The organism is Marininema mesophilum (assembly GCF_900106775.1).
Lineage (GTDB): Bacteria > Bacillota > Bacilli > Thermoactinomycetales > DSM-45169 > Marininema > Marininema mesophilum.
Genome location: NZ_FNNQ01000006.1, coordinates 51,111 through 76,559 on the forward strand (window position 1 = coordinate 51,111; position 25,449 = coordinate 76,559).

The following is a 25,449-nucleotide window of genomic DNA, read 5'->3' on the forward strand; positions in this document are numbered from 1 at the left end:
TAATATTTTCATAACGAACACTGAAGGAGGAGAGGAACATGCGCGAAGCAGTCATCGTCGCCGCCGCACGTACTGCAGTTGGGAAAGCTCCTCGCGGTACGCTGAAGGACACTCGCCCCGACGATCTGGGTGCCGCCGTCATCGAGGACTTGATGAGGCGTGCCCCCCAGCTGGACCCCAAGGAGATTGAAGATGTTATCTTGGGCTGTTCCTTCCCGGAAGGGGAGCAGGGGATGAACCTCGCCCGCGTTGTTGCTGTCCGTGCAGGACTACCTAACACCGCGGCAGGTCTTACCGTCAACCGTTTCTGTTCTTCTGGCCTACAGTCCATCGCCATCGCTGCTGAGAAAATCATGTGTGGATTTGCTGATGTCGTCATCGCTGGTGGCGTGGAAAGTATGAGTCAAGTCCCAATGGGTGGGTATAAGCCCGCTCCTAACCCATGGTTGATGGACAATGCCCCCGAGGTATATATGTCCATGGGTCACACCGCGGAGGAAGTAGCTAAGCGTTACGAAGTATCCCGGGAAGATCAAGATGCTTTTGCCCTACGAAGTCACCAGCGTGCACTGAAGGCGATTGAGGAAGGCAAGTTTAAGGATGAAATCGTGCCGATTAAAGTGAAAAAGCGCTATGTGGACGAGAAGGGCAAATTTAAAGAAGAAGAATTCATCTTTGATACCGACGAAGGTCCACGAAAAGGGGGCTCCATGGAGACGCTGGCGAAGCTGAAACCAGCATTCCGTGTGGGTGGCTCTGTAACTGCAGGGAACTCCTCGCAGACAAGTGATGGTGCCGCTGGTGTCATCGTCATGTCTCGTGAGAAGGCTGATGAGCTCGGTATTAAGCCGATTGCGATCTTCCGTTCCTTCTGTGTAGGTGGAGTTGATCCTGATGTAATGGGGATCGGCCCAATCGTTGCGATCCCGAAAGCCCTTGAGAAGGCAGGCATCACATTGGATCAAATCGACTTGATCGAACTGAACGAAGCCTTTGCTTCCCAAGCCATCCAAGTTTCCCGCCACCTGGGTCTGAACCAAGATATCGTCAACGTAAATGGTGGTGCTGTCGCTCTCGGCCACCCGCTAGGTTGCTCTGGTGCGAAGCTGACGGTAACTCTCTTGAACGAATTGAAACGCCGCAATGGAAAATATGGTCTCGTTTCGATGTGTATCGGTGGCGGTATGGGTGCCGCTGGCGTCATTGAAATGGTCTCTTAAATAAAGGAGGAATAGAAGATGGCTGAGAAAACCATCATCAAAGGGGGAAGCTACCTCATCGAAGATCACTCCCCCCAGGATATCTTCACCCCTGAGGAGTTTACCGAAGAACAAAAGATGATTGGTAAGACCACCGAAGATTTCGCGAAGGATAAAGTACTTCCAGTACTGGAAGAGATCGAAGGTCACAACTTTGATCACACCGTGAAACTACTCGGTCAAGCTGGTGAGCTGGGTCTCCTTGGTGCAGATGTACCAGAAGCATATGGCGGTCTTGGACTGGATAAAATCAGCTCCTCACTCATCACCGAAAAATTTGCAGTCGCTCGTTCCTTCGCATTGAGCCATGGTGCTCACGTAGGTATCGGTACACTTCCAATCGTTTTCTTCGGTAACGATGAGCAGAAGAAAAAATACCTCCCACCTCTTGCATCTGGAGAGAAATTTGCAGCTTACGCGTTAACTGAAGCAGGTTCCGGCTCGGATGCTCTCGGTGCTAAAACCGTTGCTAAGCTTTCTGAAGATGGTAAGCACTATATCCTCAACGGTACCAAACAATGGATCACTAACTCTGCTTTTGCTGACATTTTTGTTGTTTACGCAAAAGTTGATGGGGAAAAGTTCACCGGCTTCATCGTCGAGAAGGACTTCCCAGGTGTATCCACCGGTGCTGAAGAAAAGAAAATGGGGATTAAAGGCTCCTCCACGCGGACCCTTATCCTCGATGATGCTCAAGTACCTGTTGAAAACGTTCTTTACGAAATCGGAAAAGGTCACCAAATCGCTTTCAATATCTTAAACATCGGCCGTTACAAGCTGGGTGTAGGTACCCTTGGTTCCTCCAAGCGGGTGATCGAAATTTCCGCGAAGTATGCTAACGAACGCAAGCAGTTTAACACCCCGATCTCTCAGTTCCCATTGATCCAAGAGAAGCTGGCCACTATGGCAGCGAAGACCTATGCTTTGGAGAGCGCAATCTATCGGACAGGTGGCTTCTTCGAACAAGGTATGTCCCACCTGGAAAATGCTGAGGGTGCAGCAGCTGCAAAAGCAATCGCTGAGTACGCTGTAGAATGCTCCATCACCAAAATTTTTGGCTCTGAAGTGCTTGACTACGTTGCTGACCAAGGTGTACAGATCCACGGTGGTTACGGCTTCATGCAGGAGTATGAAGTAGAGAACATGTACCGTGATGCTCGGATTAACCGGATTTTTGAAGGTACCAACGAAATCAATCGTCTGTTGATCCCAGGAACCCTTCTCCGTAAAGCCATGAAGGGCGAACTACCTGTAATGGAGAAACTAGGTGGTTTGCAAGAAGAGCTTATGATGATGATGCCGTCTCTCTCTGATGAAGAGCCAGCTCTGCTTGAAAAAGAAGCGGAACTAATCGCCAATGCCAAAAACATCTTCCTGATGGGAACTGGCCTTGCTGTTGAGAAGTTCGGTATGAAGCTCGATAAACAACAAGAAATCTTATCTGACGCTGCAGACATCGCAATAGAAATCTTCGCGATGGAAAGTGCGCTACTGCGTACTAAAAAAGCGATTGAAAAAGACGGTGAAGAGAAAGCAAAAGCAAAAGTGGAACTCACCACCGCTTATGTTTATGAAGCTTTCCCACGCATCGAGCAATGTTCGAAGCGTATTCTAGCTGCCATGGAAGAAGGAGACACCCTGCGTACACAGCTTTCCATTCTGAAGAAATTAACTCGTTACGACCTCATCAACGAGATTGAGCTGAAGCGAAATATCGCTAAGCGCATCATCGAAGAAGAGTGTTATGTAATCTGATTAACAAAGATAAACCCTTCTAGCTACATGTGTGCACCTCTTAAAGTAGTCAGTGGAGCCCCCTGGGCAGGTTCCAACCTACATTAGGGGGTGCATTGCTTTATAGAAAGAAATCGAATGGTTTTGTCGCACTCTTCATAAAAGGGTATCATGAAGAGAAGAGGAACTTTTAATTAACAAACGCCATATTGAAAAGGAGATGGGTCCCATGCCATCTAATTACCGATCAAGTTCGACAACGATTCATCAAACACCAGAACAAAATGTTCGCGATCGTTTAGTAACAGCGTATCTCGTATGGCTATTCCTCGGTACCTTTGGCTTTCATCGCTTTTATCTTGGACGAAAGAACTCCGGACTCGTCATGGCCTTACTTGGCCCGCTTTTTCTAGCTTTTGGATTGTTTTTTTACCAGTTGAAAGGGCTTGGTGTCTCCCCATGGATTGCAATTGCTCCATTTGCTCTTTGGTGGTTGATAGATGGGTTGCTTATTCCTAGTTGGGCACGGCAGGCTACGGGTGCACGGGCCTAGAGATCTTTGTTGATAAAGGAGTCAGCTTTCCTTTGGAGTAATGCTGACTATCTCTGTCGGGCTGACTTTCCTAGAAGGGATGACCGCTGGGAGGTGAAGGTCTTGCTCCAACGATGGATGGGACGTTATTTAGCGATTTATTTGGGCGTTCCTTGTGTCCTGGCTCTGCTCTATGTGGCCATTTATCTGGGTTGGCGGGATTCCGTTCACTTTTATCTTTTCTGGCTGGGGGAGTCGTACATATTTCCGATTTTTCCGGTGGTAGCCCTTGTAGTATGGCGGGTGCATTGGGGAAAACGTCATCCGCTACTTTATCTATTGTTAACCCTGCTGTTGTTGATAGGGGCTACCTGGATTGGAACAGAAGATGCGAAAAAAGATTTCGGTGAAGTCAAACAAAAGAAGTTACATCCCTTAGGAGTCGTGGAAGGGGATGTTTTGACAGCGGATGGGACCTATGAAGTTCTATATTTTCCTTATGATGAAAAGCGACTGCTTAAATGTATTCGTGAAAGAGAGACGATTAATGCCTGGGTAGTGGAAAAGAAGTCACTTATTGTGGCTTTCGTAGAGCCTGAATTTGCATCTTATAAGGTTATGGAACGATTAATGGATTTGGGAACGGCATTATTTGTCTTTATCGTATTCGCCGTTTTTTACTGGGTAACGATGCGGATCTGGTGGAGAGATATCGAAGTGGGCAAAAACGAAGTTAGAATCCGTAACTGGCGTCAGCCAACCAGTCATATCCCCTTGAACGACGTCATTCATATCCATTTAGATAAAACAGAAGAAGATATTCGTATAGAGACAGAAGAGATGGTATATAACTTTCCCTATGATGTGGAGGGGGCACGGGAGGTAGTTGCTGCTGCTGAACGAACAGGCCTAACACCCTTGCTGGGAGGAGAACGATGGATACGTGATGTACAATGTGAAGAGCTACGTATTGAAAAAGAGTGCCTCATCTGTCTAGGTGACAAGGGATGGACGGTACCGTATCGTAAGGTGTTTCTTTTATCCTGGGATTCACTCATCCAGATTGAGCTAGATGATGATACTGTACATACCATTACAGATCGGCGATATCTCGATCAGGCATGGTATGAGGAGTTAGCTAGTAGGGTTACTGCTTGCTGGGAAGAGATGAAGCTCCAATATACAACACGAGTGGAACCAGATACAGGGGTTGTTGTTCACTCTCTTTGTGATGATGAGGGATAGTCGGGTTCTAGCTCAAGAACGGCGAAACAAGCCCACTGTCCTCGCAGTGGGCTTGTTTAATAGATCAATACTGTTGATCACGTTTCAAAAGAACTTGAAATGTAGGAGTGCATACGCTCCATCGCGTTCAAGTAACGCATCATGTGGAATTTCCTAACTACCTCAATTTGTTAAAGCTTTTTTATAAATATTAGTATCTACAGTTTTGGTGATATCCAGCTCGCCTTTAAGCAGACCATTGTTTTGAAACCATTTGCTCCAAGTAGATAGATTATCTACCCATAGCTTCGCATTTCGATCAATGTAAGGCAAATTATCCGCGATTTTGTCTTCTTCTTTGTCCTGTATTGCCTTTTTAAAGGCGATACAATCAATTTATTCCCACTAAGCATCACAGGTCGTCCGACACGTATGAATCAATCGTCGCGCGTTTGCTATTTCATCCACAAGGCCCCCTAAATTATAGGGGGCTTGTGGATGAATATAAAAAACATATTTTTATACAAATTATAAATCAAATAAAAACAAAGTTATGTTATTTAAGTGATTTAAAAATAATTAAATAATAAACAAAAATAAAAAAATTGGAAAATCACCAAACTGACTATTTTGAATTTACCATTAATGTTTTTTTGAGATAAAATAATTTTTTCATAAGACAAATTTCCCTAAATTTCGACAAGTAAGTAGAGTTATAATGTTACCGTACGTATTGGTAATTGATGGATAGGAGACGAGGAACAGGTTTAAATGTGTCACTATCCAAGATGCCGACTCTTGTTGACTAGGTTTATTGGAGAAAAAGGAGTTTGAGTTCATTAAAGGAAGGGACGACTATGAAGAATCAAGAAAGTAAAGCGTTGTGGATAACGATTTATTCACACATAACTAGCCCATCTACGTGGATGGGATATCTGTCGGCAATACTGATGTATTTGTCATACGCCTTTGCTGGGGATGCTTGGTTAAACCCTGGACTTTTGGGTGTATGTCTATTTATCGGGATCTGTCTTCCGTATTACTCTAAGGTTAGCAACCGGGTTGATGAGTGGTTTGCATTTAAAACGGCTCTCGTAACACCAGGTAGAATTGGCCGTTTTATGATACAGTTGGTTTTTAACCTCGCTGTCTTCTTCACCTTCTTGGCTACGGAAGTAGTTCGCACAGAGGACGCGGGAGCACTAGGTGGTGTGTGGGGCATTGCGATATTAACTACCGCTGCCTCTCAAGGAATTCAGTATCTAGCTATCGCCCTAGCCAACCGTGAAATTGGGGAAACCAACCGAAATGTGGCTGCTGGTCTTGCTATTAATATTCTGATTACAGCAGCCGCAGCGGCTGGTTTGGGTTGGACGCGACCTGCATTTATTATTGTCGGAATTGTTTTTGGCGTGTTGGTGTTTGGGCTAGGGATTGCCTCTGATTGGAGGGGAATGTTCCCTCGTAAGGGTGGGATCGGTGTTTTTTTTGGGACTTTTAACCCAATTCATAATACTCATCTTGCTATTGTGCAGCGAGCAATCGAAGAACGGGGATTAGAGAGGGTAATTATCCATTCCACGGTCATTCCTAAGCTGCACGCGGATGCGCTAAAAAGTGGTGAAATCGTTCTTGATCATAGAGAACGAGGAATGCGTGTCTATAAGACAACGGATAAGGCGGATGTTCATGTACGCTACTTCCCAACGGGTCATCGTTTTTATGAATTTGATACCCGTAAGAAATTGATGGAGTGGGCAGTAGAAGAGGCAGGGATGTCGGATCGAGTAGAGATCATGTCTCTACCTGAACAGTATGAACGAGATGGATTCTACGGCATCCTGGGTGAAATTCGTCGCCTTCATCCTGGGAAGCGAATTCATGGCATTCACGGTAGTGACCTTGGTGGGATGTGGGTGCGGCGGATTTATGACGAATCAGGTTGGATCACTCCTTTCCCGATTCGACGGGTAGATGGTGTCTCTGCCACAGCAATTCGGGATGGAGCGAAGGGGATGGCTTCCCAAGCAGTGGAAAGGGTGTTGGCCGCCTTTGCAGCTGGGGATGAATCCATCCTTATCAGTGGACGTCTCTATGATATTCAGGAGGGTCTACTTGAGGAAGTTACACCTACGCCTGAAATAGAGAAAGAACTAGAGGGAGTAGGTGGAGTAGAAACCGCAGCAGGATTAGTGGTTGAAGGTGCAACGGCTATTTTGTCTCCTATCCAACCTGATGAAAACGCAAAACTAAATATTCGTGTGGTAGAAACTGAAGATGATCGGATCAAGTCCTTTTTAGTGCGCGGAATTGTGTATATGCATGGTCAACAATGCCCCTATCGCGAAGAATTTGATCTCAATGATCATACAGCCACTCAAATTGTAGGAACCGTGGGTGATGAGCCAATTCTTACAGCACGTATTCGGTATTTTGGCGGTTTTGTGAAATTTGAGCGGTTAGGAATTCGTGAGGAATATCGTGGAAGAGGATATGGTCACAACCTTATTCAGTTCATGATGGGACTTGCGGAAAAGAAAGGGTATCGACGTTTCTATCTTCATTCCCAAACGAGGCTAGAGAGCTTTTATGAGCAGTATGGATTTAAACGTGTAGGAGATCCCTTTATGTTCTCTGACCATAGCTATATCGAGATGGTAGCAGGAGGGCAAGGGTTTGCCTCCCGTCCCGAAATCGATAAATGGATAGGGACAGAGCCTCTTCGCTTAAATCGTCCTGAAGGAAACATGGATGAGCCAGGGCCGATGGAAGAGTCCTTGGACCGTCTTAAAGAAGATTCGTTGAACACGGTCAGTTGAAAGAAACGGATAACGTTAGAAAGGAGTCGATTCCAATGAAGCGATGGCAAGGTTGGAATACAAAAGTCGTGTGGAGTCTGTGCTTGTCGTTAGTACTTGGATTGTTTATCGTTGGTGTGATACGTATAGAAGCGAAAGACAATACAACTCCTGCGGTGGAAGGGATCGATTCTCGCTGGGTAAATGTTCTGCAAAAGCTCGTCGATGAAAATTCATCGACGGATAATGTAGCAGGTTCAGAAAAAAATCGCGAGATAATGATCCAGGAATTTGATAAACTAGGATTTAAGTCCACAGTGAAAGAAGGGACTCAAGGTAGGAAAGTAGTCTCTTTCCAGAAGGCTGGAGCGAAGCCGGAATTAGCGCTAATTGGTCATGTAGACACTGTTTTTCCAAAGGACTCTTCCTTCGATAAGCTTAAAGTGGAAGGGAACCGTTTGTCTGGCCCCGGTGTGATAGATATGAAGGGTGGACTCGTCATGATGCTAAACATCGTCGATGAGTTGAACCGCACCGATCCTGAGCTAGCTGGAAAGATTCGCGTGATCATCAATGATGATGAAGAGACGGGCTCCGTGGGTACCAACGCGATCCTTAAAGACCTTACAAAGGACTTAAAATATGGGTTAGTGCTAGAGCCTGGACTACCGGATGGGTCCTTGGTAACGTCACATATGGGTGTACGCTGGCTTCAAGTGGATGTACACGGGAAAGCTTCCCATGCTGGTTTAGAACCACAAAGTGGGATTGACGCTTGTACAGAAGCTTCATACAAAACCACAAAACTTTCTCGCATTACCGATTACAAAAAAGGTCCCTTTGTCAATCCAGGGGTGATCCAGGGTGGAACAAAACCCAATGTGGTCTGTGAAAATGCAACGATAAAAATGGATATTCGCTTCTTTGGTAAGAAAGATCTCGACCGTGCAACGAAAAGGATTAAAAAAATCACCGATCATAGTACCGTGTATAACAAAAAGTTGAAACAAGGGACTAAGTCGGAATTGAAGCAATTGGCGGAATTGCCGCCGATGACAGAATCCTCCACTGCTGATTTATTCAAATTTGCACAGGAAGCTGGAAAAGAATTAGGTCAATCCGTAACCGGTAAGCAAGTAGGATATGGAAGTGATGCAAACCACCTCGCCCCTACTGGATTGAAGCTACTTGTTGGCCTTGGCCCATATGGTGGAGGCATGCATACCAATAACGAATTTATGGATGCCGCTAACTATGAAAAGAGGTTGAAACTAAATCTATCCCTGATTGGGAAAGTATTAAAAAAATAGGAGTGATCCGATTTGGAAAAGAAAAATGCGTTGGTTGTCATTGATGTTCAGCGTGAATATGTGACCGAGGGTCGCCCATTTTTCCTAAATGGTATCAATTCTTCTTTGAACAATATCCAAAGTGTGTTGGAAAAAGCACGGAAGGATGGTTGGGAGATCATCCATGTGCGCCATATCCAAGAGAGTAATCTCTTTGCAAAGGATTCCGAGTTTGCTGACTTTGTACCCGGCTTTGAACCAAGAGAAGGAGAGAAAGAGATTCATAAAGACAATTTCTCCTGTTTCTCCGCCTCCGAGTTTGAACAACTCTTAGAAGGATTGAAAGACCATATAATTCATATTGTTGGTTACGGTTCTACGATGTGCTGCCTCTCTACGATCATCGAAGGCTATCACAAGGGCTATGAGATGGTATTCATCCACGATGCTTCCCGTGCAAAACAGACCAATAGCTTCGATGAAGATTCCCATCATGACCATGCGACAGAATATCTAGCCACATTCTCCAAAGTTATTTCCACAGAAGATGTATTAAACTCTCTTGGAGTAACGAAATAAAGGTAGTTCAAAGAGAGGTACTGACCCTTCGGGTCTAGTACCTCTCTTATTTTGTTTTAGAAGAATGGATCATCCGATCAACTCCGGTCACGAAACACTCGTGCAACCATCGCAACCATCCAGTTCCGAGGAATTAAGCGCGAGAAGAAAGTGAGTAGCCAGTTATTCATCCCAGGGAGAATAAACGACTTCCCTTGCTCACTAGCAAGTAACCCCTGACGCGCCACCTCCACCGCTGTCATCGGACGATACTGGCGGATTCCGGTAAGTTCTGCAAACTCACTCTTCGTACTGCCGGGGCACAATGCTGTAATCGTCACACCGCTACCTTTTACCTCTCTATGTAGTGCCTCACTATAGTGAAGAACAAAGGATTTTGTTGCCCCATACCCTGTCATATAAGGAGTGGGGAAAAAGGAGGCAAGCGATCCTACTTGGATAATCTGCCCCGATTTTTTTGCTAGCATAGAGGGAAGTGCGGCACGGGTGAGCGTAGTAAGGGCAACAACATTGAGCCGAATCATCTCTGCCTCCTTCTCTGGATTCGTTTCTGCTGTGGGGCCATATAAACCAAAACCGGCGTTGTTAATAAGTAAGTCAATCGGATGGGTTAAGATATAGTTTTGAACTCGAGTAAGCCCCTCTGGAGTTGCAAGATCGGCAACTAAGATTTCGGCCGAGCCACCTCGGGTGTTAATTTCAGAAGCAATACTCTGTAGACGTTTCTCCCTCCGGGCGACGAGAACCAGATGGAGCTTTTTTTCAGCGAGTAGACAGGCGAATGCTTCTCCAATTCCGGCGGATGCACCGGTAATCAGTGCGGTAGGCATTTAGGGACACCTCCATAGAATAAAATCGTGGATGGGCTACAGATGGATCATATAGAAATCGCGCTAGTTCCCTGTGGGTTAAGCGCGAGGAAAAGAGTTTATATAAGAAAAGGATTATTTCCGGAAAAGGCTTTTTAGTATGAAGAGGGCATTGGCTGGGCGTTCTGCAATTCGACGTGAGAAATAAGGATACCAATCTTTTCCGTAAGGAGTATAGACACGAACTTTGTAGCCCTCACGTACCAATTCCAATTGCAGAGAGGCAGCAATACCGTAGAGCATCTGAAATTCAAAAAGATCCGCGGGAATATGATTTTCCCTGACAAACCTTTTCGTCCAATCGATGATTGCTGTGTCATGGGTTGCGATAGCTGTATAGCAACCATTTTTCAAATGGGAGGCTACTAGGCGAAGGTAGGCATCATCCACATCTTTTTTATCAGGGTAGGCAACTTCTCTGGGTTCCTTATATGCCCCTTTAACGATGCGCAGATTAGCCTTAAGGGCGCCGAGTTTATCCACATCTTCTTGAGAACGGTAGAGGTAGGATTGGATCACAAGACCGATGTGTTCCCGACCATACTTTTCAAGCAAGGTGAGGAAGATATCCATTGTCGCATCGATTCGAGGAGAGTCCTCCATATCGATCCGGACAAAGTTTTCGGTCTCCTTCGCTTTAGCGGCGATTCGATCCATATTCTCAAGACAGAAGGCGGGATCGATATCTAAACCCAGTTGAGTCAGCTTAACAGAGACATTGGATGTGACGCCCTTTTGCCGAATGGCATCAAAGGAACGTACTGCTCCATCAGTAGCTACGACGGCTTCTTCCCGTGTATAGATACTCTCTCCGAGTAGATCAAGGGTGACGAGAAGCTCATCCTTGTTTAAGTCCTTCACTTTGTGAAGGGTATCCTCCATATTTTCCCCAGCGACAAAGCGGGATGCACCCAGCTTCATTCCATATTTGGAGACAAGCCGAGTAACGATTGGATTAGAGGATAGAGTAAGAACTGCTTTACGTGCCATGGACATGATCCTTCCCTCTCAATCATGCGAATTAGTGAGAAAAATGAAAATGAAATAGGATAGTATTCAAATAGGCAGGGGTAGCGCCTATTAAATCGCTTTCATTATACAATATATTTCTGTATGGAATGGTCTGAAAATGGTGGGCATGAAATAAAGTGGTTGGTGAAATGAACCAGTCATGTTGAGAGGATGCACTGTATAGCTGAAATATTCATTTATCACTCAAGAGAAGCACTTGCTCATGGTGGCCGTTGGGAGGCCTCTTCTCCTCTTTTTTTCTACGTAACTTCCGTAGTTTATTTCCGATGAAGCGGTAATCACGATCCGTCAGCAGGATCATTTCACAACTGATCATGTACCAGGAAAATAACATGAGGTTCATCAAGAGGCCTACACCAAGATGGAAGAGCATGGCCCCAAGAAGCGCGATATATTTCGTATATCGATTCAATAATAGAAAAGGAAAGGCGATTTGAAAGAGAACGGAAGAGTAGGTAAGGAGAAGAATAAACTCTTCCGATGACCATACCTTCTCGCTAACGCCTGGCCAGACGTAATCTTGTACCCGCATCGCGTAGTAGACCGCTGTACCATTTTGCCACATGGGACCCATTACTTTATAGATGCCTGCTGTGAAATACATGTAGAGTAATTGAACGATGATAGCAGCAACAGCAAAGTTATGTAACACAGACTGATAAGGGAGTAGTGAAGCAAATTTGGGTGCAGAGGGAGTTCCACGTCGTTTCTTTAGCCAGGAGTCTATGGAAAAGTAGGCTCCCGCATTGGCGAAAAGCAGATAAAACATTTCGAGTCGAAGGATATTTTCCCCCCCATTTGTGACGTAGGGGTTGCGAAAATAGATGGACCAGATAATTATGAAGGCAAGAATGGAAAACAAACGAGTGCGATACCCGATGATGAAGAGGATGGTTACGATAATCCCACTAAAATAGACCATGTCTAAGAACCAGGACGAGTCAGTCAGTTGAAATAATGTTACCAGGCCCCGTGTCTTCGCTCCTTCTATGAAGGGAGTTGTCGGCCATAGACCAGAGGCACCCCAGAGCAGATGCCGCTCGGAAAAGTGATAAAAGAAAAAGTAGAGCATGCCTAAACCCATCGTGATTCGTAGAAGACTTGTCCCGATGAGTAGATGTTGGGTGGTTAGAAATTTTTCGCAACGCTTCATGAAGGCCACTCCTTTGCAACGGGAGAGGGTGTTGGAGAGAAATCAAGCCACTTGGTATCCTTGAAATGGAGCGGGCCTGAACGGTCTGGCTGGTGTCGCTTTTTTAATTCTGGAAAGGTGTTGGTGACGATTCGTATCTTGATTGCACGGACTTTTTTGTTAGGGTAGAGGTTGGTGATCGCGGTTGATGCAGCTCGCCTCAACATCCACACCCCTTTTTTCTGTTCGGTTGTGTCTTTATTTTCAAAGGAGCGCATTCCCGCATGCAGATAGCGAATCACTCTTCCTTCTGAGGAGAGACGCTCTGCTTGTTTCTTTTTAAAGAGAGGGCGCGTGATATTTTTCCACCCTGTTTCCTTCGTTTTCCCTTCAGGGGTGACGATTCGTACTTTGACCCATAGATCTTTATTTTGTGATACAGGGTTTGGGGCGAATAATTTCCAATTTTGGGAAAAGAGGGGCTCCATATATTGATTAAGAGGTTTCCACCACTTTGTTTTTAAAGCGTTATCTGGCGTGAGATAGAAGGCAGTAACAGCGAAGTGGAGGATAAAAAGACTGGTTAATAATCCAATCCAAATATGGAGGAACCAACGTCTTTTTTCCATAGGATCACCTCGATAGTCCATTTTTCCGCAGTATATTTTTCATCATACCATAATAGGGGCAAAAGGCGTTTTGTCCATCCAGGGGCAAGTAATGTCCCGTAGGGTACTTTTAAACCAACTTTAATGAGGATGTAATCTTTATGGTTGCTTTTTGTAACCTGTTTCCTTGAGAATAGAGTCTATGGACATAAACGATTTCAATTACATATTATGAGAAAATGATTCATTCTATTAAGAACGGAGAAGGTTGTAGTATGAAACGTTGGATACGGTTTGGGCTACTACTGGTGACCATTGTAGTAGTTGGGTTGGCTGTGAACAACATGGGACCGAAGGAACGAGCAGTAGAACGAGCAGTAGGTTTCCAACCTAAAAATACGAATTGGGTAGGAGCTTGGACGGCTGCTCATCAATATCCCTCAGGTGTTGCATTGGTGGGTATTAAAAATCAGACAGTACGGATGATCGTCAAGCCCCATATCAATGGGGAGAAGGTACAGATTCGCATATCGAACGCTTACGGTAAAATGCCGATCACCTTCCAGGATGTGTCTATCGCTGTTGCAGGGTCTGGAGCTGAAGTTTTACCTGATACGTTACGTAAAGTAACCTTCAATGGAAAAAATTCTGTCATCGTGCCAGTAGGGCAAGAGATTCAAAGTGATCCAATATCTCTACAGATCTCCCGGGATGAAAAACTAGCGGTCAGCATGTTTGTTCCAAAAGCGAGTGGGCCTGTTAGTTGGCACAGAATAGCGAGACAGATCTCCTATATCTCAGAAAAAGGCAATCATACATTCGATTTGAATGGAGATAACTATACATTTCCTATTACCTCGTGGTATTGGTTATCCGGAGTGAATGTACAGCCCGTGGATCAGACAAAAAAAGCCGTTGTGACGGTAGGTGATTCGATTACGGATGGTGTAGGTTCAACTGGAAATAGTGATCGTCGCTATCCTGATTATTTAGCAGAGCGGTTTCGCAGAGAAGGAATTCAACGATCTGTATTAAATGCAGGAATTTCAGGGAATAAGGTCTTACGAGATGATCCCATCTACGGACCTAAGGCGTTGGATCGTTTTGAACGGGATGTATTGAATCAGCCAGGGGTATCTGATGTCATCCTTTTAGAAGGCGTTAATGATATCGGTCATTTGCCTCATAATTATGATCCAGATACACTGATCAAGGGCTATCGTCAGTTGATTGAGAAGGCACATAAACAAGGTATTCGTGTTTATATGGGAACCATTCTTCCTTTTGGAGGAGCAACTTACCATACACCAGAAGGGGAAGCTACACGAAAACTAATAAATGATTGGATTCGCAACAGTGGTGTACCGGATGGAGTTGTGGACTTTGATAAAGTGATGCGGGATCCATCGAATCCAAGTCGGTTGAGACCTGCTTATGATTCAGGGGATCATCTTCACCCAAGAGATGCTGGTTATCAAGAGATGGCCAATGCGATCAATTTGAAATGGTTTCGGTAAGTGATGAAAAGAACCCGCGACCCCTAAATAGGGGGGCGGGTTCTTTTCTCTAGCAACAGCGGCGGATGCTACCTCCACCATACTTTTCATCGGTTGCCTTCTTATGAAACTCTTTTTCTGTGAGTGGCGTTTCACCAGGGTGTTCCCGCTTAAAATGCTCCAGATAACGTTCATAGTTGGGTACACCTGCGATGGCGTTCAAGTAATCGGCTACTCCGTGGACTGCTCGGATGCAGGAATGAAGAATTGAACTCATCAGCTGACCTCTCCTTTTTTCAACGGAATATAAGGGGATTCAGCAAGGGGGAGAGACTCTTTGCGAATCAGTTTTTTATACCACACCCGACCCGCATCCAGGATGATCGCTGTGACTAGGAGCATAAAGATTGCAGTCAAAGCGGCATCCACCTGATTATTGAAGACGATCTGTTTAAGTTCACTGATCGATTTAGCAGGGGGCAGGACTTTACCAGCTTCAACAGCAGCATTATATTTATCTGCGGCGGCAAGGAAGCCGACTTTTGGATCGGGGCTAAATAGTTTTTGCCAACCAGCTGTCATAGTAACCGTCGTTAACCATACGGCTGGGATTAAGGTAACCCATGAATAGCGAACCTTCCCCATTTTAATGAGGATCGTGGTACCAACAACAAGGGCGATCACAGCGAGCATTTGGTTAGAGATGCCAAAGAGCGGCCAGAGTGTATTGATTCCGCCTAGGGGGTCGACAACTCCCTGGTAGAGGAAATAGCCCCAACCCGCTACAATCAATGCACTCGTGACGATGTTAGCCGGAAGCCAGTCGGTCTGCCCCCATTTTTTCGAAAATTGGCCGAGCAGATCTTGTAACATAAATCGACCGACTCGTGTTCCAGCATCGATCGTCGTCAGAATAAATACAGCTTCAAAGAGAATCGAGAAGTGATACCAGAAGGCCATTAACCATTTTCCACCGATGATTTGAGAGAATATATTGGCCATACCGACTGCAAGGGTAGGGGCTCCACCTGTCCGAGAGAGAATGCTCTCCTCCCCAACGTCCTTTGCCATATTGGTTAGTTCTTCGGGTGTAATGGAAAAGCCCCAGGAGGAGACGGTGGATGCCACTTGAGAAGCATCCGTACCTACCGCCGCAGCAGGGCTATTCATGGCAAAGTAGATGCCTGGAGTGAGAATACAAGCGGCGATCAATGCCATAATAGCGACGAAGGACTCCGTAAGCATCCCACCATAGCCGATAAAGCGCGCTTGGCTTTCCCTGCGAATCATTTTGGGAGTCGTCCCTGAGGAGACGAGGGCGTGAAATCCAGAGATAGAACCACAGGCGATGGTGATAAAGACAAAGGGGAAGAGGTTTCCTGAGAAAACAGGTCCATTTCCTTGAGCGAAGGGGGTGAGAGCGGGCATCGAAAGTTCTGGCATGACATAGAGGATACTTAAGGCGAGGCCAAAGATCACCCCGATTTTTAGAAAGGTACTCAGGTAGTCTCTTGGTGCGAGAAGGAGCCACACTGGGATCACCGAGGCGATAAAGCCATAGGCGATCAAAAGCATGCTAATCGTTGTTGGCTCAAGGGTAAAGAGGGCGGCCCAGGTAGGATCTTGGGCGACATATTGGCCCGCCCAAAGCGAAAGCATGAGCATAGCAAAGCCGATAATTGAGGCTTCTAATACACGACCCGGCCGAAGAAAACGCATATATATTCCCATTAATAAAGCGATTGGGATAGTCATTGCTAGGGTGAACATCCCCCAAGGACTATTGGCAAGAGCTTGTACAACGACGAGGGCGAGAACGGCTAAGAGGATAATCATAATGCCGAGGATGGCAAACAGAGCGATAAACCCTCCGACTGGCCCGATCTCCTCCCGAACAATCTCCCCAAGGGATTTCCCATTGCGACGCATGGAGCCAAAAAGAATGATGAAGTCTTGCACAGCTCCCCCAATCACTGCACCGACGATAATCCAAAGTGTACCAGGGAGGTATCCCATTTGCGCTGCTAGGATGGGGCCTACTAGGGGACCTGCACCAGCGATGGCTGCAAAATGATGGCCAAAGAGAATCCATTTATTGGTAGGTACAAAATCTTTGCCATCATTATTTACTTCTGCTGGAGTTTTGCGGCTGTCATCTAATTCAAAAACCCGTCTCGCGATATAACGACTATAAAAGCGGTAGGCCACGGCATAGGTACATACTGCGGCAATCAATAACCAGATAGCGTTAATACTTTCTCCTTGTGAAAGAGCAAGTAAGCCAAAGGCGACTCCACCAAGGATAGAAATCAACGCCCAAATGAGAAAGGAGACCCACTTATTTTTCAATGTTTATTCCTCCATTCTATAGTAGGCAGCTAACACATGAATGAATCAATACTTATAATTAACAAGATAATTTCAATTGACCCATTTATTGAAAGTAGCTTTCCATGGAGATCCCTGAATGATGGAGTTTACGTGGATTCAGCAAGTCCTCTATGGAAAGTTAGTCCTTATATAATAACTGATCGTGACGCTGATTGTCAGCGCTTTCAAAAAATCGTTTTAGAGAGAGGATAGACCATCCTCCATGCTCTTGTCACAGAGGCAGGGAGTAGAAGTTTAGATGTTTGTGCTATACTGTCAATATCCGATTGGACAACCGAGCGGGATGTAGTGAAAACTTGTGTTTTCACGGTTTGTCATTTGTCATATAGGTAACTTGTGGAGGTGAAGCGAAGATGTCGATTTCCAAGGAAAAGGTAGAACACGTCGCCAAACTGGCTCGGATTTACTTAACTTCGGAAGAAGCAGAGCTTTATACCGGACAGTTGAACGACATCTTGGGTTTCGCAGAGAAGTTGAATCAATTAGATACGACGAATGTGGAACCAACTAGCCATGTACTCCCGATGGCTAATGTATTGCGCCAGGATGAAAGAAAATCCTCCCTTGATCGGGGAAAAGCACTTGCGAATGCTCCAGAACAAAAGGATGGGATGTTTAAAGTCCCTGCTGTATTCGAAGAGTAAAGGAGGAACACCATGTCTTTGTTGCAAGAGCCGATAGGTTCGTTACATAAACGGTTACAAGGAAAAGAAATTACCGCAACCGACCTCGTTGAGGCTTCACTAGCTCGTATCCAGGAAACAGAGGGAAAGCTAGGTGCCTTTTTAAAAATAGATGATGAAGGGGCTCGGGCTCGGGCAAACAAATTAGATGAGCAGGGAGAGGTAGGTCCTTTAGTTGCTCTTCCTATTGGGATTAAGGACAACATCTCTACCCAGGATGTACTGACGACCGCAGGTAGTAAGATCCTCGGTGATTATACCCCTGTGTATGATGCTACGGTGATGGATAAACTTTACTATGCTGGTGCTAATATGGTAGGAAAGTTGAATATGGATGAATTTGGAATGGGTTCCTCCAACGAAAACTCAGGCTTCTTTCCCGTTCGTAATCCGTGGGATTTAAGCAGAGTTCCAGGTGGTTCCAGTGGTGGGGCGGCCGCCTCTGTTGCTGCAGGTCAGGTGCGATTTGCCCTTGGTTCGGATACAGGAGGTTCGATCCGTCAACCGGCTGCTTTTTGTGGTGTAGTCGGATTAAAGCCTACCTATGGTCGTGTGTCACGATATGGCCTGATAGCCTTTGCCTCCTCCTTGGATCAGATTGGTCCATTGACGCCTACCGTTGAGGATGCAGCCCATGTTCTTGAAGCCATCGCGGGTTATGATCATCGTGACTCCACCTCCGCTGAAGTGGACAATGTGAAGTACACCTCTGCTTTGACTGGGGATGTAAAAGGACTTAAAGTGGCTGTGCCCCGGGAATTTCTCGGTGAGGGTGTAGAAGTTGGCGTAAAGGAGAAGGTGAAGCAAGCGCTTAAAGTCCTAAACGACTTGGGTGCTGAAGTGGAGGAAGTCTCTCTTCCACATGCGGAGTATGCTGTCGCCACCTATTATCTTCTCTCTCCTGCAGAGGCTTCATCGAACCTAGCGCGCTATGATGGAGTCCGTTTTGGTACCCGTGTCGATGGGGAAAACCTAATTGATATGTATTGTCGCACACGTAGTGCTGGGTTTGGCGCTGAAGTAAAACGGCGCATCATGCTGGGAACCTATGCACTCTCTTCTGGTTATTATGATGCTTATTATTTAAAAGCCCAACAGGTGCGCACCTTGATTCGCCAGGACTTTGAAAAAATTTTTGCCGACTATGATGTGGTAATCGGTCCTACATCCCCAACCACCGCATTTAAAATAGGTGAAAAAACATCCGATCCTTTGACGATGTATCTCAACGATATCTGTACTATCCCAGTAAGCCTTGCAGGCCTACCGGCGATTAGTGTGCCTTGTGGTTTGGCTGATGGATTACCTGTTGGTTTACAGATCGTAGGGAAACCCTTTGATGAAGCTGGGGTACTTAAGGTAGCCCATGCCTATGAACAACATGGAGAACGGCTTTCCGCACCTGTTATTGGAGGTGACGCTTCATGACCCAATACGGTACAGTGATCGGTCTGGAGGTCCATGCTGAACTGTCCACAAAGACCAAGATTTTTTGTGGATGTGCTACTGAATTTGGAGCACCTGCCAACACTCATACCTGTCCGGTTTGCCTCGGTCATCCGGGTGTACTGCCTGTGTTGAACAAACAAGCAGTGGAGTTTGCGATTAAAGCTTCCCTTGCTCTTAATTGTAAGATTGCTGAGTCCAGCAAGTTTGACCGTAAAAACTACTTCTATCCCGACCTTCCAAAAGCCTACCAAATCTCTCAGTACGATAAGCCGGTCGGTGAGGGTGGTTGGATTGAGATTGAGGTAGAGGGGAAAAAGAAACGCATAGGCATTACCCGTGTTCATCTGGAAGAGGATGCAGGAAAACTGAATCACTCGGAAAATGGTGACGGCTCCTTGGTAGACTATAACCGAGTGGGTGTCCCGTTGATTGAGATCGTTTCAGAGCCGGATATACGTACCCCTGCTGAGGGACGGGCATATTTGGAGAAGCTGAAGCAGATCCTTCAATATACCGGGGTTTCCGATGTAAAGATGGAGGAAGGTTCCCTTCGTTGTGATGCCAATATCAGCTTACGACCGCTTGGCCAAGAAGAGTTTGGCACTAAGACAGAAATGAAAAACTTGAACTCCTTCCGTAACGTGGAGCGGGCCCTCGAATATGAACAAACCCGTCAAGCAGAAGTGTTAAATCGTGGAGAAAAGGTTACTCAGCAAACCATGCGCTGGTTGGAGACGGAAAACCGTACAAAGGTGATGCGTTCCAAGGAAGAAGCCCATGATTATCGCTACTTCCCTGAACCTGACCTTGTACAGCTTTTGATCAATAAAGAGTGGAAAGAATCGATCCAAGCGACTCTTCCTGAGCTACCAGATGCTCGCCGTACTCGCTATATAGAGGTTGGACTATCTGCTTACGATGCTGAGCTTCTGACCTCTACGAAGTCGATTGCCGATTTCTTTGATGAAGTTACGGAGAAGGGGGCCGATTCCAAGGCGGCTGCCAACTGGATCTCTGGTGAACTCCTCGGGTATCTGAATACCCATGATAAGGAATTGAGTGAAACAGCGATCACGGCTCAGTCTCTCGCAGGCATGATTGAACTGATCCAAAAAGGGACGATCAGTAGTACGATTGGGAAGAAAGTATTTAAGGAATTGATTGAGCAGGGTGGAGACCCTAGCAAGATCGTAGAAGATAAAGGTTGGGTTCAAATTAGTGATGAAGGAAAGCTACGGGAAATGGTAGCAGAAGTAGTCGCTGCGAATCCCCAATCGGTGACGGATTTGAAGAACGGGAAAGATCGTGCCCAAGGATTTTTGGTAGGGTTGATAATGAAATCGACCAAAGGAAAAGCCAACCCGAAGCTGGTCAATAAGCTAATTCGCGAAGAGATTGGTTTATGACCTTTCAGTTGAGGGAAAACGAGGTGTTTGTATGCAGTTTTTATTCGCAGCCACGGTTCTGATCTCCCTCGTAATGGGGGGCTATACATTACAAGATCAGCCTCCCTTGGCCCTTCATTATTTTGTAATCGGGATGTATTTCTTTGTGATCCTATTTGAATTCCGTGGGAATCCATTTTCTCGCAAGGTGTATCTTTTGCTTGCCTTGCTACTTGTAGGAAGTGCGATGCTCCAATTTTTCTTTGCACCAAACCACTCCTTCGCTGGTGTGATCAGCCTCCTTTTTGCCTACTTTGCATTACAATCCCGTAGGCGTCTCAATGATTAATCGATCAAACTGTCCCGAATAACCTTCAGGGCAGTTTTTCTTTTGTATAGGATAGTCGGATGGAGAAAGAATAGGGCTTTAAGGAGGGATCGCCAATGCAAGATGTAGGAGATCAAGGAATCGATCAAGCCTTACAAATAGCCAATGAAGCAGTTCAATTTGTTCGTGTCGCTCAAAATTCAGCAGATCCCCAAGTGATCCAACAGGCTGAGCGAAAATTAGAACAAGCGAAATCCCATTTAGAAGCTATGATGAAAGAGGAAGAATTAGAAACGGATGAGGTTAGCCAAAGCTTGGCTAAGCTGGAGCAATCAAGGAATAACTTAACTTTATCCAGTTCGATCAGTGATCCAGTTGGGTATGAGGTATATTAAAAAAGCCCCCGTTAACAGTCACACGAAGAAAAATGAGTTTACTGTTGAGGGGGCTTTTTATGTAGACAATCATTTATTGAATATCCTAAATTGTGACCATGGTTGTAAAACTCCTACGATCCGACCTTCTACAGTATTTTGAGAAATAGGCCCAAAATCACGGCTGTCAACACTCTGTTTTGGATTATCTCCCATGACAAATAAGTGGTGTTGGGGAACTAAACGGAGAGGGAAGCTATCGTACTTTTTTGTACGGGAAGTTGGAGACACCGTTTGATGATCATTTACATAGATGCGATGGTGGTTCACCTTGATGCGATCCCCCGCTAATCCAATGATTCGTTTCGCATATAGTCGAGTAGTTCCTGGAGGCTGGAAGAGGATGATATCCCTGCGTGCGAAATTATCGGGATCTTGCTCTGCTATTACGGTGTTTTGCGAGTGAATGGTTGGTTTCATACTAGATCCAACGATTACATAGAGGTCATAACTACGAGACAAAATAAGTAGACATAAAAGAAATAAAGACCAGACGCCAAGTAGCGTCTTTATTATTTTTTCCAATGAAGTTTCCCCCATAAAAAATGCTTTTTCGTTAATTGTCAGTATAACTTGAAATATTAATTTTATGTAATATAATTCAGAGTGATAGGAAAAAGTTTTCATTTTCTAGCAATCAGAGAATGGTGGATGAGAGATGAGTTACCTAGATGAAAAACAACGAAACCCATGGTTATCGATGTGGAGTCATCCACGAGAGACAGTAAGGCAGTATATCCAAGAAGACTTGTCTAAGTGGATTTGGTTTTTAGTGATTGTCAGTGGGATGAAGTTTGTTTTAGACAATGCAAACATACAAAATTTTGGGGACCAAGTTCCGGTTGGGGCTATTTTATTTTGGGCACTTTTTATTGGATCTTTTATTGGTATTTTACAGTGGTGGATGTTGAGTGGATCACTTCTCCTGGTGGGACGTGTGTTAGGTTTGGAAGCCGAGTGGAAGGACCTTAAAAAAGCGGTCTCCCTTTCTAATGTGCCCTATGTATGGGGATTCGTCCTATGGATCGTGAAAATCTTTGCCTTTGGTCAGGAAAACTTCACCCCAGAAACACCGATGATTGATCAGAGTCTTACATTAGTTGCTCTGATTGTTTTATGTTATCTGATTGATTTTATTTTAGTGGCTTGGTCCGTGGCTGTATTGTCCAAAGGCATAGGCGAGGTGTACGGTCTATCCTCCTGGGCAGGCTTTGGCTTGGTGCTACTGACTGGTGTGGTTCTAACGTTGGTGTTCTTATTAATTGGCGGTCCTATCGTGTTGTTGTTACTCTAAGGGATTTTAAATTAGATCACGTAGGTGAATTTGTTGAAGAATCTTCTCCGGCATTGTTTGCGTTATGTCATTGCTCCAAGGAAATCTCTTCGATCCTTCTACGAGATGTGCCTGCCATGGTATTTTCTAGTAATTTTAATCGTCCTTTATGGTATTTCCTTTACCCTCGATCAAGCCTCATTCCATGATTATGGGGATTATTTTGGAATGGGGACACTCATTATTCTCATTATCGGTGTGGGAGTTGGGGTTGGGCCTTTGTTGTGGTTAACGTATTCAGCCCTGTTTTATGGGCTTGGAAGAGTATTTGGCGGAAAGGGAACATGGGAGAAGGTTCAAATCGCTGTAGCGGTTTCTTTTATCCCCTACGTTTTTAAATTCGTATTATGGTGTGCTCAATGGGGTCTATTTAAAGAAGAGATGTTTACTAATGAGATGCCCCATGTGGATAGTAATTTATATACACTCGTCGTTTACTTTTTAACGGTCCTCATTGATCTAGTAACAGCAGTGTGGTTTTACATATTGAGTTTCCGGGTGGTAGGGGAAGCTCATCAGCTTTCATCATGGCTGGGAATGGTGGTTGTTCTTTGTTCTGTTGGATTGGTTTGGCTGGTATCAAAGATGTTATTTAATATCGTGTTGCTCCCGGTCTAGTCCATCATTAATGGAGGATTTCTTAAATGAATAGTTGGCGCGATCAATTAAAAGAATGGATTGGAAGTGTTAGCAATAAAAAGGGTGCTTCTACTGTCGAATATGTAGTTATTCTCGTCTTTGCAGCGGTGTTAGCGGGATTTTTATATACAGCCTTAAGTAGCGAAAAAACAGAAACACAAGTAAAGCAAAAGGTTACGGACGCGATCAATGGGAAAGTGACGTCCATCAAGGGGAGTAATTCGGGTCCGACGCCTAAACCATCTCCAAACCCCGAACCAAAACCTCCAAAACCGGAACCTCCTAAAGAGGAAAAGGAAGAGGAAAAGGAAGAGGATAAGGGCTGGTTTGATAAATATGTTAAAGACCCTGTCAAGGGAGGCGTGGATTACGTCACATCCGGTGAAGCATGGAAGGATGTAAAGCATGGTGCGAAGGAAACGGCAGACTTCCTTGTCCTTGATGATCTCTCCGGTTGCTTTAAAGGGAAAGATACCGATGGGCAAGAGGTATCTGGATTTGATCGAGGATTAAGTTGTGTTTCAGTCATCCCGTTACCCGCAGCGAAAGCGGTAAAAGGATTAAAGTATGGGAAGAAATTAATCGATGGTGGGAAGGCAGTATCGAAGGTAAAACCAGAGTTTATCAAGAAAATCGCTGACAAACGGAAGAAAATGAGCGAGGCCCTGGAGAAGGCAAGGAAGAAGCCTTGTGCCTGTGATGATTATGTTGAAAAACAGCTAAAGCAGGAACAAAAAGATTTACAGGATGAACTGGATGAAATCGATGGCATGGATGATCTATCGAAGGCAGAAAAAGATGAATTGAAAAAGGATACACTGGATCGGAAGAAAGAAATTGATGAAGAATTAGATAAGGTCAAGAAGAAAAAAGAAGAGAAGAAAGCGAAGGAGCAGGAGGAAGCGGGTAAGACGAAGGACAGAACATGGGGAGATAATGATGTCCCAACTGATTCGCAGACAATTTTAGGAAAAGGAGGATTTGAACGAGTAAAGGGTAAACGAATGAAAGGAGCTCAAGTGTATAAAAAAGGGAAGTTCTTTTACCATCGTGATACCTTGCATAGGGGGGAAGGAGCTCATTTAGAGATATATAACAGCCAAGGGATTCATATGGGTAAAGGAGATCCACTTACGGGCGAATTAATACCAGGTACAGCGGTTTCTGGTAGAACCCTCCCGAAATAAGAAGAATATACACTTGGTTTCATAACACTGATAATAGAAAATAAAAAATAAATTTATGTATGGTTTCATGATGAAACCATACATAAATTTATAAAAAGGGGACCTGTATTTTGTTAAAAGAATTGAAAAAAAGAAATGAAAAGGAAAATGATTTGTATATAACTGAAGTAGTATCAGATAAGATTGTTATTAATAATGAATATAAAGGTTTGAAAATACTTGACAACGATTTGGAAACTATAAATATTATCGATGTATTTGATGATATAGCAATCCATTCTGTATTTATTAACAACAAAGAAAGTAAATTAATACTAAATTGCCCTGATAATGATAGTGTAGTTTATGTGGATTTGAAAAATGACTTCTTAAATGTGATAAAACCATTGAATAGAAAAATATTTGTAGATGTACATTCATGGGTAGATGGTGGTTTTATTCTGATAGATTCAGAGGGTTCTTTATTTAAATTTAATAACAAGAGTCAAGATATATCAAATATCAATTCTAAGGAATTACCATTCCATTTAAATGACCTTAATAAGTATAAAAAAACGCACAATAATATTTATAAAATCGATCAAAATGTATTGCATGTAATGAATTTGGCAGAAAGAAATCTATTTTCCATCAATATCCCTGATAAATTCGATGTACATGATATCATCGTTTATGAAGATATAAGCATTATCGTTTCCGAAGACTGTATTTTGGTCTATAAGGGAAGTGAAAAAATTGATGTATTAAAACCGGATAGTGGATTTATATTTATGAGAGTTTCATTTTTGCCGTATGATGATAAATATAATAAAGTTGCAGTTACTTCATCTGAAATTAAAAATAATTACAATAGTTATATATATACTTATCGGATAATCATATGATTATGTTATTTTTGCATTGCTACAGGCGTGTTGATTAGTCAGGATAATCCATGATGAAGATTTTACGAAGTGAAAAACAGCTTCATTCGTTGGTGGGACTATATACAAACTTGTTGGATTTAAGGCATTCTCCTTCCTTGACTAGTAAAATATCACAACGTAGAAATTGTAAACATAAAGAGGA

General features: G+C 44.4%; 24 protein-coding genes. 17 read left to right on the forward strand and 7 right to left on the reverse strand.

Going from position 1 to position 25,449, the window contains the following annotated elements; translation table 11 throughout:
* Positions 1 to 38: 38 nt before the first annotated feature.
* The 7 genes from BLV90_RS07180 (at position 39) to BLV90_RS07215 (ending at position 9,415) form a co-directional block, all read left to right on the forward strand.
* Positions 39 to 1,220, forward strand: coding sequence for an acetyl-CoA C-acyltransferase (locus BLV90_RS07180; protein WP_091738505.1), 1,182 nt, complete (start codon positions 39 to 41; stop codon positions 1,218 to 1,220).
* An 18-nt stretch (positions 1,221 to 1,238) separates the two neighbouring features.
* Positions 1,239 to 3,014 (forward strand): acyl-CoA dehydrogenase family protein, encoded by a 1,776-nt coding sequence (locus BLV90_RS07185; RefSeq protein WP_091738508.1) that lies wholly within the window; start codon positions 1,239 to 1,241, stop codon positions 3,012 to 3,014.
* Positions 3,015 to 3,222: 208 nt separating this feature from the next.
* A complete protein-coding gene (locus BLV90_RS07190) occupies positions 3,223 to 3,546 on the forward strand; it encodes a TM2 domain-containing protein (RefSeq protein WP_177167939.1) in 324 nt (107 codons plus the stop codon).
* Between the two features lie 102 nt (positions 3,547 to 3,648).
* Positions 3,649 to 4,770 carry a hypothetical protein gene (locus tag BLV90_RS07195; protein ID WP_091738514.1) on the forward strand — a complete coding sequence of 374 codons (1,122 nt, stop codon included), beginning with the start codon at positions 3,649 to 3,651 and terminating at the stop codon, positions 4,768 to 4,770.
* An 836-nt stretch (positions 4,771 to 5,606) separates the two neighbouring features.
* The gene (locus BLV90_RS16395) at positions 5,607 to 7,568 is read left to right on the forward strand and encodes a GNAT family N-acetyltransferase (protein ID WP_218142287.1); all 1,962 of its coding nucleotides are present in this window, start codon (positions 5,607 to 5,609) and stop codon (positions 7,566 to 7,568) included.
* 35 nt (positions 7,569 to 7,603) lie between these two features.
* Positions 7,604 to 8,857 carry a M20/M25/M40 family metallo-hydrolase gene (locus BLV90_RS07210; RefSeq protein WP_091738517.1) on the forward strand — a complete coding sequence of 418 codons (1,254 nt, stop codon included), beginning with the start codon at positions 7,604 to 7,606 and terminating at the stop codon, positions 8,855 to 8,857.
* 12 nt (positions 8,858 to 8,869) lie between these two features.
* Positions 8,870 to 9,415 carry a cysteine hydrolase family protein gene (locus tag BLV90_RS07215; protein WP_091738520.1) on the forward strand — a complete coding sequence of 182 codons (546 nt, stop codon included), beginning with the start codon at positions 8,870 to 8,872 and terminating at the stop codon, positions 9,413 to 9,415.
* Positions 9,416 to 9,492: 77 nt separating this feature from the next.
* Here the strand turns inward: BLV90_RS07215 and BLV90_RS07220 are convergent, their stop codons facing one another.
* From BLV90_RS07220 to BLV90_RS07235, 4 genes are all read right to left on the reverse strand, one after another.
* Complete coding sequence (locus BLV90_RS07220) at positions 9,493 to 10,245, reverse strand: SDR family NAD(P)-dependent oxidoreductase (RefSeq protein ID WP_091738523.1); 753 nt, start codon at positions 10,243 to 10,245, stop codon at positions 9,493 to 9,495.
* A 114-nt stretch (positions 10,246 to 10,359) separates the two neighbouring features.
* Positions 10,360 to 11,283 carry a proline dehydrogenase family protein gene (locus BLV90_RS07225; protein ID WP_342707309.1) on the reverse strand — a complete coding sequence of 308 codons (924 nt, stop codon included), beginning with the start codon at positions 11,281 to 11,283 and terminating at the stop codon, positions 10,360 to 10,362.
* 205 nt (positions 11,284 to 11,488) lie between these two features.
* Positions 11,489 to 12,469: an HTTM domain-containing protein gene (locus tag BLV90_RS07230; RefSeq protein WP_091738529.1), complete on the reverse strand. Its 981-nt coding sequence runs from the start codon at positions 12,467 to 12,469 to the stop codon at positions 11,489 to 11,491.
* A complete protein-coding gene (locus BLV90_RS07235) occupies positions 12,466 to 13,077 on the reverse strand; it encodes a DUF5819 family protein (protein ID WP_091738532.1) in 612 nt (203 codons plus the stop codon). The genes BLV90_RS07230 and BLV90_RS07235 overlap by 4 nt, the downstream gene beginning before the upstream one ends.
* A gap of 254 nt (positions 13,078 to 13,331) precedes the next feature.
* Here BLV90_RS07235 and BLV90_RS07240 point away from each other — a divergent pair, with 254 nt between their 5' ends.
* A complete protein-coding gene (locus BLV90_RS07240; RefSeq protein ID WP_177167940.1) occupies positions 13,332 to 14,573 on the forward strand; it encodes an SGNH/GDSL hydrolase family protein in 1,242 nt (413 codons plus the stop codon).
* A 49-nt stretch (positions 14,574 to 14,622) separates the two neighbouring features.
* On the opposite strand, the gene BLV90_RS07245 is transcribed toward BLV90_RS07240, so the two are convergent.
* Together BLV90_RS07245 and BLV90_RS07250 are read right to left on the reverse strand one after the other, a co-directional pair.
* On the reverse strand, positions 14,623 to 14,829 hold the full coding sequence (locus tag BLV90_RS07245) for a YbdD/YjiX family protein (protein ID WP_245726283.1): 207 nt from the start codon (positions 14,827 to 14,829) through the stop codon (positions 14,623 to 14,625).
* Positions 14,829 to 16,901 (reverse strand): carbon starvation CstA family protein, encoded by a 2,073-nt coding sequence (locus tag BLV90_RS07250; protein ID WP_091738541.1) that lies wholly within the window; start codon positions 16,899 to 16,901, stop codon positions 14,829 to 14,831. The genes BLV90_RS07245 and BLV90_RS07250 overlap by 1 nt, the downstream gene beginning before the upstream one ends.
* Positions 16,902 to 17,296: 395 nt before the next feature.
* On the opposite strand from BLV90_RS07250, the gene gatC reads away from it, so the two are divergent.
* The 5 genes from gatC to BLV90_RS07275 all read left to right on the forward strand — a co-directional run bounded on the left by gatC (position 17,297) and on the right by BLV90_RS07275 (position 21,183).
* Entirely contained in the window at positions 17,297 to 17,587 is a 291-nt protein-coding gene (gene gatC / locus BLV90_RS07255) for an Asp-tRNA(Asn)/Glu-tRNA(Gln) amidotransferase subunit GatC (protein WP_091738544.1), read from the forward strand.
* 12 nt (positions 17,588 to 17,599) lie between these two features.
* Positions 17,600 to 19,054, forward strand: a complete 1,455-nt coding sequence (gatA, locus tag BLV90_RS07260; protein ID WP_091738547.1) for an Asp-tRNA(Asn)/Glu-tRNA(Gln) amidotransferase subunit GatA — start codon at positions 17,600 to 17,602, stop codon at positions 19,052 to 19,054.
* On the forward strand, positions 19,051 to 20,481 hold the full coding sequence (gene gatB, locus BLV90_RS07265) for an Asp-tRNA(Asn)/Glu-tRNA(Gln) amidotransferase subunit GatB (RefSeq protein WP_091738550.1): 1,431 nt from the start codon (positions 19,051 to 19,053) through the stop codon (positions 20,479 to 20,481). The genes gatA and gatB overlap by 4 nt, the downstream gene beginning before the upstream one ends.
* Before the next feature lie 31 nt (positions 20,482 to 20,512).
* Positions 20,513 to 20,809 carry a hypothetical protein gene (locus BLV90_RS07270; protein ID WP_091738553.1) on the forward strand — a complete coding sequence of 99 codons (297 nt, stop codon included), beginning with the start codon at positions 20,513 to 20,515 and terminating at the stop codon, positions 20,807 to 20,809.
* Between the two features lie 95 nt (positions 20,810 to 20,904).
* Positions 20,905 to 21,183 (forward strand): hypothetical protein, encoded by a 279-nt coding sequence (locus BLV90_RS07275; RefSeq protein WP_091738556.1) that lies wholly within the window; start codon positions 20,905 to 20,907, stop codon positions 21,181 to 21,183.
* Between the two features lie 69 nt (positions 21,184 to 21,252).
* On the opposite strand, the gene lepB is transcribed toward BLV90_RS07275, so the two are convergent.
* The gene (gene lepB / locus BLV90_RS07280) at positions 21,253 to 21,747 is read right to left on the reverse strand and encodes a signal peptidase I (protein WP_177167941.1); all 495 of its coding nucleotides are present in this window, start codon (positions 21,745 to 21,747) and stop codon (positions 21,253 to 21,255) included.
* Between the two features lie 133 nt (positions 21,748 to 21,880).
* Here lepB and BLV90_RS07285 point away from each other — a divergent pair, with 133 nt between their 5' ends.
* The 4 genes from BLV90_RS07285 to BLV90_RS07300 all read left to right on the forward strand — a co-directional run bounded on the left by BLV90_RS07285 (position 21,881) and on the right by BLV90_RS07300 (position 25,265).
* Complete coding sequence (locus BLV90_RS07285; RefSeq protein WP_091738562.1) at positions 21,881 to 22,516, forward strand: YIP1 family protein; 636 nt, start codon at positions 21,881 to 21,883, stop codon at positions 22,514 to 22,516.
* Positions 22,517 to 22,621: 105 nt separating this feature from the next.
* Positions 22,622 to 23,173: a YIP1 family protein gene (locus BLV90_RS07290; RefSeq protein WP_245726290.1), complete on the forward strand. Its 552-nt coding sequence runs from the start codon at positions 22,622 to 22,624 to the stop codon at positions 23,171 to 23,173.
* Between the two features lie 26 nt (positions 23,174 to 23,199).
* Positions 23,200 to 24,381, forward strand: a complete 1,182-nt coding sequence (locus BLV90_RS07295; RefSeq protein WP_091738569.1) for a DUF4244 domain-containing protein — start codon at positions 23,200 to 23,202, stop codon at positions 24,379 to 24,381.
* 110 nt (positions 24,382 to 24,491) lie between these two features.
* A complete protein-coding gene (locus tag BLV90_RS07300; protein ID WP_091738572.1) occupies positions 24,492 to 25,265 on the forward strand; it encodes a hypothetical protein in 774 nt (257 codons plus the stop codon).
* Positions 25,266 to 25,449 lie beyond the last annotated feature (184 nt).